Here is a 10,275-nt window from a genome sequence, read left to right on the forward strand (position 1 = left end):
CCCGCACAGCTGCAATCTCTCCATCCCGCATGATCCGAAATTAACAGACCACCGACAGGATTAAAAGAGTTTCACCCCAAAACCTAACAAAGTACTACTAGGACCCTGAGTCAACAAAAGCCGGGGCAGTCCCGATGTTCAGCCCGCCGCGTACACGCGGACCCAATCCACCCGCATCTCGCCGGCGCCGTTGGCAGTGCTGTCAGGGAACCAGTCCAGTTGTAAGGTCTGGTGCATCGGACCGGGAGGCTGATGCGCGGGGTCGGTGTCTTCAAACCACTTCACGCCATCAACGTAGCCCACGATTCCGCGCGGAGACCAGTCAAGCGCGTAGTTGTGCAACTGCGTAACGTCCAGAGGCTTGGACGATGACGTCTGCAAGTTCGAGCACCCATAGTGGTGGAAGAACTTGATGACGTTCCAGTCGCCAGTCGTCTCCGCGTAGTCAATCTCGCCGTCACACGGCCAATTTTCACTATCGGGCCACAGGATGGACACCATATGGTATTCGTTATCACCGGACCCGGCCGCCCGGACTTCCCACCGCCCGTACTTCTGGTTTGCAAACTTCGCGCCCATCCCAGCAGTCGTGCCATCCTGGCTTCCAGTCATGACCATTTTGGAACCATCCACGGTAACCTGCTGAAGACTCCGGAAACCGTTGCCCGCGTGGCCGGCACTGTTGTAGACATTCCACTTCGTGGCATCGGGCGCGCCAGAATAATTGAACTCGTCCCCAGCTACACGCGCGCCCCACCCATGGACTACGGCCGCCTCCATGGAGGTTACCGTGTCAGGCGCAGTCGTCACCACCAGTCTTGGGCGCAGGGCAGAGTTCGACGATTCCTTCGACTTGAACCCGATCCACTTCCGCGCGTTGCTTTCCAGCTTGAAGTTCTGCTCGCCGCCCTTCGCGTTGACGCCCTTGGTTACATCCCATTCAACCCAGGAGCCGGTGGCGAATCCGCCCGCCTTCCCGAGCCATGTCCCGCGTGCCGGTGCGTTATTCCACGTGACGCCCCTCTCTGTCCAGCCGCCAGATGTAGTAAACACATCCACGAACTCAGTGGACGTTGTAGATGCCTCGGAATACGCCCGAAGTTTGGCTGAAACAACATGTTCGCCAGCGGGAACTTGCACGGAGAACCGTAGAAGCGAGTTCCGCCAGATATACGCACGGCCTTCTGTAGATAAACGGATGCTGGCCCCAAAGTTCGAAGTCGCCCTGTCCGCCTGCACGTAAGTGTCCATGACCAACGAGGTTGTCGCTGCGGCGCTTGCGGTTGTCGGAGTAATGACTGCGAACATAATCAGAATGGACGATACAGCCGCTACGCATTTACGCCGGAACATCATGCCACGTCGGTTCTGCTGAGTTGGCAACCCCTGAACACTCGTAGCCTTCATCTTTATCGCTGTTTCTACTAGGTATTTGATGTATCCGGCTGCCCGGAGCCAGCCTCGACCGAGAAAAGCGGGTGACATCCCTAGGAAGGATGGTGGGTCGAACTGTACCGGGGATCCGCTGACGCCAACAAGAGGGCGGATGTAAGACAAGTAGTAGCTAGCAGTAAACCCAGTAGTAACACTCGATCCGGGATAAGTGGTTGATGCGGCCGGCCGGTCGCGATGACGTTGTGGGTGATCTTGCCTGTCACAGCTGATCAAGTGATCGGGTTCCCGGAAGCCGGGCGTTCTGGTCATTTTCTTCGATGACCTTTCCCTCTTCGCAGGGGCAAAGGGACTCAATAGCGCTCGATCGTCCCTGAGCCTGCACCCCATCCAATCCCTGGGTGTCATCTTTACTGCTGCTGATAGACGCAGTGCGAATGCTCATATCCCCGCGCTGCGACTTTAGCGAGACCCTGGCCCACTCGACGATCGCGCCCTCTGCTGATTCGTATGCCTGGTAAGAAGCCGGGACTTCCTTGAGGATGTCCAGCAACTCATTCGGGGTGCGACCGATGTGGTGCTCGCTGCTCCGTAGGCCGGCGGAGTAGTCGCTGGGCCCGCCCCACGCCCAGGGCCATCACTTCCCGGCACAGAATGGGCGACCTTCTGGATGACGTCGCTCGCAACCCGGCACGACCCATTTCGCCCATCCTTTTCAGAGCCGGACTCACACGTACTAATTGACGGAAGATCGGTTATCAGCGTTCCAAATGCGCTCCCGTGTAATGAAAGAATCGCGCATCTGATCTTCTTCGGTCCACGTTAGGTGCCGCAGATGGCAGCGGCACCTACAACGACCAGGCCGGGCACGACGGCGCAGCAGGCCAGGTCAGCCGCTGCCGGAGACTTCTGAGCCCACCTCAGTGCTAGCCGCCCGGCGGCTGGCTGACATGTTCGTCGATACAGAGCCATCTGCCGGTCGGGTCAGGCGACGTGCAGGCCCTGCCCGAGAACGGCGGCAGCTCCCACCTCGCTGTCCAGCAGGGGCGGACCACACTTTTGTATTTAAGTGCGGGACCTGCCGCGAACGAAGTGGAAGATCAAGGCGACCACGGCGATAACCAAAAGTATGTGAATTAATCCGCCACCGATGTTGCCGAGCAGGCCGAGAAGCCAGAGAACTGCGATAATGATAGCTATCCAGAGCAGCATGAGAGTCTCCTTTAATTCCCGCACGGTAATCGTGTGGTGCATATCACCCTATGTCAGTATCAGCGTGGGTAGAAGTAGCAGAAAGATAAGCCGTAGGGCACGACCGGCCGGGACCCTGAAGCTTATGCGCGTGTGGTTAGGTTGACGGAATCTCCCCCAGATAATGCCCAAGTTACCGCGGCGCTTCCGGTAATGGAGTCCTTTGGCCCCGCGATCGCACCCAAGTCGGCCTACCGGGCCGTGCGACGAGTGAAGACCAGATGGAGAACTCCGAGTGGAGAAGGGGCCGCTTCGATGTCAAAGCGTCGTTCAAGTCCTTCGAGCCCATCCCAGAGCCGTTCGCCCCGGCCCAGGACGATCGGCACGAGGACGATATGCATGTGGTCGATCAGATCGGCCTCGAGGAACTGCCGAACAGTGCTGACGCCGCCACCGATCCGGACGTCGAGGTCACCGGCCAGGGCGCGGGCCTGCTTGAGCGCGGCGACGGGGTCGGCGTCAACGAAATGGAAGGTCGTTCCGCCCTCCATCTCGAGTACCGGCCGAGGATTGCGGGGGCCTTCGTCGTGCATACGCCCACGAGGGCCGCTGGGCGGATGCACTGGACGCAGCTTGTGGTGGGCTGAAGCGCCGGGGACGGAAATCCGCATCTGCTGACAATCCGCCATCAGGAGCAGCCGTGGACGCCCTCGTTTGTTTGACCCGGATGGAAACGGAGGCAAAGGCACCGGAAGCGTTGATCTGCCCGGCACACGATCCGTGGTTCGTCGTCCATAATCAGGGGTTGAAAAACCCGTGAATGATGCAGAACCGTTTCATTATCGTCTCCGAATCTTGCTTGTTTGCCGTCGTCTGGGAGCACAAACTGAACGCATCACACCGCACCGCGAACGGGAGCGGGGTGCCATCCCACTACATGGCAATGAGGCCATCACGTCCAGTGGACGTCTTCACTCGCAATCCCTTGAGCAAGCAGGATGTAAATGAGCATCAACTTCCGGGCACCGTGGGGACGGCTGCCCAAGCATTCCGGACCCGGAAACGGGATCCTCGCCCGCGGGACCATGTCCCAAACGCTGCCGAATACCGCACAACGGAAACGCCGCCCGATCACGACGAAAGTGCATGCGGTCCTGGCGGTCCTGGCGCTGACCGCAGGACTGGGACTCGTTGTGCCCGGCACCGCCTCGGCGGCCCCCTTCTGCGGAATCACCTGGGGTTCGCTGGCCAAGTCGACCGCCACGCTGGCGTTGGGTCCAAGCCAGGATCCGATCACCAATATCCGCTCCGGGCGCCACGCCTGCTTCGACCGCCTGGTGGTGGACGTTAACGGCGAGGTCCCCAGATACACCGTGCGCTATGTCAGGGCCGTGACGCAGGGCGGGTCCGGCTTCACCGTTCCGCTGCGGGGAGGCGCGTTCATCGGTGTGACAGTCACGGCACCGGCCCATGACCAGAACTACAACCCGACCTACACCCCGGCGAACCGGGACGAAGCGGTGAACGTTGCCGGCTTCCAGACCTTCCGCCAGGTGGCCTTCGCCGGCACCTTCGAGGCGGTGACTCAGATCGGGCTGGGTGTCCGCGCACGGCTGCCGTTCCGGGTATTCACGCTGGACGGCCCGGGCAACGGGTCTCGGCTGGTGATCGATGTAGCGCACCGCTGGTGACGCCTGGGACCAGCCAGCCAGGGCGCTGAAGAACGACGGCGGCGCCCGCGTTCCGCATGAAGGCGATGCCGATAGGATGCGCACCAGTAGTTTTTGAGGGTGGGGTTGCGGGAGCCGCAGCCCCTACTTTCCTGTGTGACCATAGGGGCGGCTACCCCCGATCGAAAGAACAGTCAGCAAGTCATGTTGTAGCCGGCTCGAGCCACTCTGCTGCACGGCTATCGCAGGCGGGCTCGGCGTTCATCACGGCAACCGGCACGCCAGACGTCTGGTGGCGGCGCTACTCACCGGGCTCGCACTCAGGGGCGCCATTGCCGGTGCTGTGTGCCTGCGGTACGAGTGAGCTCATCGGAACTCCGTCGGCCTCCCATTCCCCTCCGACGGTAGTGATGAGGTCTTCGAAGAAGTCGTCCCAGATCTCAAGGAGCTCGTTCAGGGTAAAGACCATGGGGTCGGGGCGGTGGTCCTCCGGAGAAGAGAGCCTCATGACCTCCACGAGCTGATCGACATGCCGGGAGCATGCGCCGCAGACTTTCACGGAGGGGTGATCGGGCTCATCGACGTTGCCAAGCCCGAAGCCTTTCGGAGCGATGCCCACAACGAACTTCAACGGCCGCCGTGAGCAACCGATCAAGACACGGCCTACGAGCTCTCCTACACAGGCGATTGCCTCTTTGCTGGACGGTTTGGAGGGAGTCATCTACGGCTCCTATCGGGTGGAGGAGGCGGCTTGTTCCGGCCCACGATACCGGCGCCGGACGCGCCCGCGGGGAGGAGCCCTGGAGTGCCCGCACACATCAGGACGATGTCCTGCGCCGGTCACGTCGCGCCGCCTCTGGCCTCCTTGAGGCGGCCCATAACCGGAAGGAGAGCGAATGAACGCTCTGGATTACGAGTCGCGTCTGCGCGAAGTCATGGCAACCAGGGGTTTGTTCAGCGAGAACATTTCTTGCGAAGGCGAGCCGATCTTCGACTTCGATTTGCTCATGGACGCTTTCGGGCTGGAGTGGCAGAGTTAAAATATGGCTGCTTTGGATTCGGTAATGGCCCTTTTCGATCCTGCAGGAACATCGTGGGGGTCGTCTCTGAACTGGAGTCAGAGCGCTGCGTTGGCTCGGATCGCCGAGAACACCGGGCGGGGCTTAGACCTTACTCCAGTCATCCGGGAGTTGCGGTGGCTCGGGGAGGATATGAACGAGATTGCCCGGTCCGTCGCCTCTCTGGAAGAGAAAATCTGCCTACGCCTCGATGCCCAGACGGACGTACTCGACAAGCAGTTGGATGCGCTCCAGCAGATTGCTGCAATCTTGCTGAATCCCTTAAGGACGCGGGCCGCAGAGAGGGTGCGCGCGGCCAACGAGCTGCTGCGCCACCATCGGAACGACCGGGCCCTTGCGGTTGCCGAGGATGCGATCAAAGACGACCCCAATAATCACTTGGCATTTATCGTCGCAGGATGGGCGAGTTTCGGGCTAAAACTGCTCGAGCGTGCGCGCGGATACTTCCGAGAGGCGAGGCAGGCCACAGCCAGGCATGGGAGTTCCGTTGTCCCAGACTTCGCCAATCTCCACGCTGCACGCCTTGCAGCACGTTTGACGTTCGCACTTGAAGGGCCTGAGGCAGCCCTGCAGGAATTGGGTGAAGCGGATCGCTTTGACGAATCCGACCCATCCGACATGGCGCGAATTCGCGATTATCGCACTTTTCCGGGTGCCCGCGCTTTTTACTATGACCAGGCTTTATATATGGCCGCCACGCACCGCACATCCGAGGCGATCAGCATCTTTAGGACGCGGTGTGCCACCAAGGAATTCTGCTACCTCGCTCTCACGGACCCCATACTGATCCAATACAAGGAGGTTGCCACCGAAGTTCGGAATCAGCTAAGGATTCTCACACCACTCGTCAACCGCGCTAAGGACCTCCTCGACCTCGGGGATGCACGCGTGAAAGAGCTGCGGACCATCGCCGAGAGACATCAGATAAACCCAAAGATTCATCCCAAGCTCTGGAAGTGGGGCTCTTTCGATACCTCACAGGGAGAAGAATTAAGGCAGAGGCTCGACACGATGACAAATGATGCTCTCGACTCGACCATCCGCGTAGTGACCAAGGAGCTCTAAGACGTGTCGCAGCAAATCGAGCATGATCCACGAATCGATCGGGAACGCGCAAAGGAATCAATCCTCACTCGAACGCTCGAGAACATGACGAGTAGGACAACCGTCGATCTTTTGCTTCAGCACGGCCGTTCTCTTTTGTTCCGGGGCCGTGTGGATGCCATCGTCAGCGAAAGGGGACTATTTAGGCCCTTTTACCTCCACGTGGTCGCTGCCCCAGAGAGACCACTGGTTTGCGTGCGAACCTACGAGATGACAGTCCAGGAGTACGAACGTGCGCGGTCGGAAATTATCAAGAGTGACGGCAACCGAGGGCTGGGCGCACCCCGGCTGAGCCCCCTTGTTTCGCAGCGGCCTAAGAGTCTAAGGTCCACCAAGTCCTGGCACTGGAACAAGGACTCGACCAGCGATGCGTGGCCCGACGACGACCAGTAGAACATCTCCGGAAAGCAACAGTCCTGCCTTTGCGGCCGCAGTCCAGCACTTCCCGGCTCGGTTACGTCCCGTGGAGTGGTGTAGATCTCAGCAGTTGCGCGTTGCTCCGGTGACGTAGTGAGCCATCGTGCGATGGTCAGTGAGAACCGATCAAAGAACTCACAAAGGACACAAACACACGATGGCTCTAGACCAGTCTGCCCTGCTCGATCTCCTTGGCCAACTGAAACTCACCGATGTCTCCGACCGGATCCGTGCCGCGACCGAAACCCTGTACCAGCAGCTCATCGAGGCCGAGGCGACCGCGTTCATCGGCGCCGCCCCGTTTGAACGCTCCGAGGCGCGGACCACGCAGCGCAACGGGTCCCGGCCCAGGACGTTGACGACCACCGCCGGGGACCTGAACCTGAAGATCCCCAAGCTGCGGAACGGGTCGTTTTTCCCGGCCCTGCTCGAACGCCGCCGCCGCGTGGACCAGGCGCTCTACGCTGTGGTGATGGAGGCCTATCTGCACGGGGTCTCCACCCGGAAGGTCGATGATCTGGTCAAGGCGCTCGGGGCCGAAACCGGGATCTCCAAGTCCGAAGTTTCCCGGATCTGTGAGGGACCTGGACCACGAGGTCGGTGCGTTCCGGGACCGCGATCTCTCGGCCATGGACTACCCGTATGTGTTCCTCGACGCCACCTACTGCAAGGCCCGCGTCGGGCACCGCGTCGTGTCCCAGGCCGTTGTGGTTGCCTTCGGCGTGGCCGCGGACGGGCGGCGGGAAGTCCTGGGGTTCGATGTCGGCGACAGCGAGAACGAGGGATTCTGGACCGCGTTCCTGCGGTCCTTGAAGGCCCGCGGACTGGATGGCGTGAAACTGGTGATCTCCGATGCCCACAGCGGCCTGAAGAAAGCCATCGGCACGGTGTTCCAGGGCGCTGCGTGGCAGCGCTGCCGCGTGCATTTCATGCGTAATGTGCTCTCGACCGTGCCGAAGGGATCCCAGGACATGGTCGCCTCGATCATCCGCACCGCCTTCGCCCAGCCCGACGCCGGACACGTCAACACCCAGTTCGACGAAGTCACCCGGATGCTTCTCAAATCCCACCCGAAGGTCGCCGCGATGCTCGGCGACGCCCGGGACGACGTGCTCGCCTTCACCGGGTTCCCGGCCAGGCACTGGCGGCAGATCTGGTCCACGAATCCCATGGAACGGGTCAACAAAGAGATCAAAAGACGCACCGACGTCGTCGGGGTCTTCCCCAACCCGGCAGCCCTTCTCCGGCTCGCCGGCGCGGTCCTCGTCGAGCAACACGACGAATGGGAAGCCGGCGACCGCCGCTACCTCTCCGAGGCCTCCATGGCCGAACTCAAGGCCATGAACAAGGCACCCGCCACGCCGATAGAGGAGACGATTTTGCTTCCCGAACTCACGGCAGCATAATCAATAACTGACCTGCACGGTGTCGAGAAAACTCCACCACTCAGCGGGACGTAACCTCCCGGCTCCCCCAAACGCCGATAAGCAAATATGTAAGCGTGAAGTGATCCGGATTGCCGAAGCGGCAGAATGGGGTCGTCCGCTGCCTCAGGGTGCTATTACAAGTACCCGCAGGCCGGGTCGAGTCCCGATAGACGATGCGCCTGCAATCCGCTCAGGGCACGGCGTCGATCCGCAGCCCGGGCGAGGTCGTTCTGTGGGTCACGACGTGATCCGCTCTTACCTGAATGAAGTATCGGGCGGACGTGCCCACAGCGCACGACTCCGGCATGAGCAGCTCGAGAGCTTTCCCGTCCCGGCGCAGCCTCGAGAACCCCGCGTCCAGATAATCAACTAGGGGCGCGGTGGCGGCCATTCGCCGCCTCACAGTCCGGGCTGTCATGTCGATCATGTATTGGCTGCCAGTAGCGGTCGTTACCGGCTCTTCAAGGTTCGTGGGGAAATGGATTCCCGGATGAGTGTCATGCCGCCGTCCGGGCGGCACTTCTCATGAGAATAGGCGATTTGTAAGTGCCTGCGTTCCGGTAGCCGCGGGCGGTGCGTTTGATGTGCTTGATGCCGGTGTTGTTGGCCTCGACCTTGCCGGTGGTGGCGTCGGTGACGATGAGGACTTCGATCTCGTTCCACCACCGGCAGACAGTGCGGTAGAGCTTGTTTGTCTCGGGCCGGCCGGCGTCCTCGACGAGCACCTTGAGTTCGGCTTTCGCGGCGACCGCGTCGGCCAGGGAGTCGGTGCGCAGCAGCGTCCTGAGCTGCTCTTTGACCTTCCACACGGCTTGCAGCTTGCCGGTCGGGTCGTCGGCGGCGAAGACCTCAGCCAGCCGGTGGGCTGCCGTCTCGGAGAGGGTGTCGCCGGCCCGAAGGAGTAGCATCCGGTGTGCCCAGGCCTTGTCGACGCCGCGGCCGCGGCGGCCCTTGACCTGCTGGGACAGGTTCTGGCGGGCCTCGGTCATGGCCTGGTTTCCGAGGGAGGCCAGATGGAAATGATCGACCGCGACAGCGGTGCGCGGGAGCCACATCCTCAACGCTTTCCGAAACGCCGCCGACGGGTCGATCGCCACGACCTGCACGCCCAGGCGCCACTGAAGCGGCCGGGCGAAGAGCCAATCGCCGACGCCCCTGTGGTCCCGGCCGTCGACCACGCCCAGGACCTGCCCAGTGTCCAGATCAACGATGGTCGTCATCCACGGCTCGTGCCGGATCCATGAGCTGGAGTCAGGGTCCCGGAAGTACCGCACGGACCGGAACCGGTGCTCATCGATGCCCAGCATCCGCGGCCTGAACTCCTCTACGTCAGGCAGGTTGAGGAGGCAGGCTTCGGTCAGCGCGGCGCGGACCAGCCACCAGGACACCGCGAACGCGGCGGCGGTCTCGGACACGGCGCGGCCGGAGCTGATGACCGCGTCAACGACATGGTCCCGGAGCCGGGCCGTGGAAAGGGCCCGGCGCGGGACCTGGCCAGTGGATTCGAAGAATGAGAGTCGGTCACAGGCCGGTTCCTCGCAGTACCAGCGGTACTTGGACCAGAGGACCTCCACGGCGCCGGCGACGGGGATGTCCCGGATCCGCTGGAAGCGTCGTTCCTTCCGCCGCGTCGCGACGACACCGCAGCTGGGGCAGCCCGGTGGCTGGTCGGTTTCAACGATGATCTGGCGCCGGCCGTCCTCCAGCACTGTGGCCGAGATGACGGTGTAGTCGGGCAGGTTGAAGATGCTGGGGGCAGCGTCGGCCGCCGCCCCGGTAGGCTCAATCAAGGCTCGTGGTCCTGCTCCTGGTTGAATGCTAGACACACTCATCCCAGCAGGGCCACGGGCCCCTTTTTTAGCTACGACACGGAATCAATTCCCCACGAACCACGAAGAGATTCCCTAACGCTTGTCAAGCCTTTTTTGGCTCTGGACGACAGGCAGGGTTGAGTGCACCGTCACCTGTGTTCTGCCGGTGGCGGTGGGTGCTATC

At 61.6% G+C, this 10,275-nt stretch carries 7 protein-coding genes and 2 pseudogenes; 4 read left to right on the forward strand and 5 right to left on the reverse strand.

Translation table 11 applies throughout. The features are described from left to right. Positions 1-138 precede the first annotated feature (138 nt). From AC50X9_RS20790 to AC50X9_RS20800, 3 genes and pseudogenes are all read right to left on the reverse strand, one after another. Positions 139-1,800, reverse strand: coding sequence for a CBM96 family carbohydrate-binding protein (locus AC50X9_RS20790; protein WP_494896903.1), 1,662 nt, complete (start codon positions 1,798-1,800; stop codon positions 139-141). 657 nt (positions 1,801-2,457) lie between these two features. Beyond that, a complete protein-coding gene (locus AC50X9_RS20795) occupies positions 2,458-2,604 on the reverse strand; it encodes a lmo0937 family membrane protein (RefSeq protein WP_494896907.1) in 147 nt (48 codons plus the stop codon). Between the two features lie 230 nt (positions 2,605-2,834). Further along, a pseudogene (locus AC50X9_RS20800) lies at positions 2,835-3,152 on the reverse strand (dihydrofolate reductase family protein); the annotation flags it as partial. 516 nt (positions 3,153-3,668) lie between these two features. Here AC50X9_RS20800 and AC50X9_RS20805 point away from each other — a divergent pair. Beyond that, entirely contained in the window at positions 3,669-4,274 is a 606-nt protein-coding gene (locus AC50X9_RS20805; protein ID WP_494896919.1) for an AMIN-like domain-containing (lipo)protein, read from the forward strand. Positions 4,275-4,554: 280 nt separating this feature from the next. Here AC50X9_RS20805 and AC50X9_RS20810 read toward each other — a convergent pair whose 3' ends face one another. Beyond that, entirely contained in the window at positions 4,555-4,974 is a 420-nt protein-coding gene (locus AC50X9_RS20810) for a hypothetical protein (RefSeq protein ID WP_494896910.1), read from the reverse strand. A gap of 175 nt (positions 4,975-5,149) precedes the next feature. Between AC50X9_RS20810 and AC50X9_RS20815 the strand changes: the two genes are divergently transcribed. The 3 genes and pseudogenes from AC50X9_RS20815 to AC50X9_RS20825 all read left to right on the forward strand — a co-directional run bounded on the left by AC50X9_RS20815 (position 5,150) and on the right by AC50X9_RS20825 (position 8,259). Further along, positions 5,150-5,293, forward strand: coding sequence for a hypothetical protein (locus tag AC50X9_RS20815; RefSeq protein ID WP_494896913.1), 144 nt, complete (start codon positions 5,150-5,152; stop codon positions 5,291-5,293). Positions 5,294-5,317: 24 nt separating this feature from the next. Beyond that, positions 5,318-6,397, forward strand: coding sequence for a tetratricopeptide repeat protein (locus AC50X9_RS20820; RefSeq protein ID WP_494896915.1), 1,080 nt, complete (start codon positions 5,318-5,320; stop codon positions 6,395-6,397). A 613-nt stretch (positions 6,398-7,010) separates the two neighbouring features. Continuing rightward, positions 7,011-8,259, forward strand: a pseudogene (locus tag AC50X9_RS20825) (IS256 family transposase). 518 nt (positions 8,260-8,777) lie between these two features. Here the strand turns inward: AC50X9_RS20825 and AC50X9_RS20830 are convergent. Then, a complete protein-coding gene (locus AC50X9_RS20830; protein WP_494896917.1) occupies positions 8,778-10,070 on the reverse strand; it encodes an ISL3 family transposase in 1,293 nt (430 codons plus the stop codon). Positions 10,071-10,275 lie beyond the last annotated feature (205 nt).

Source organism: Pseudarthrobacter sp. HLT1-3 (genome assembly GCF_059383535.1).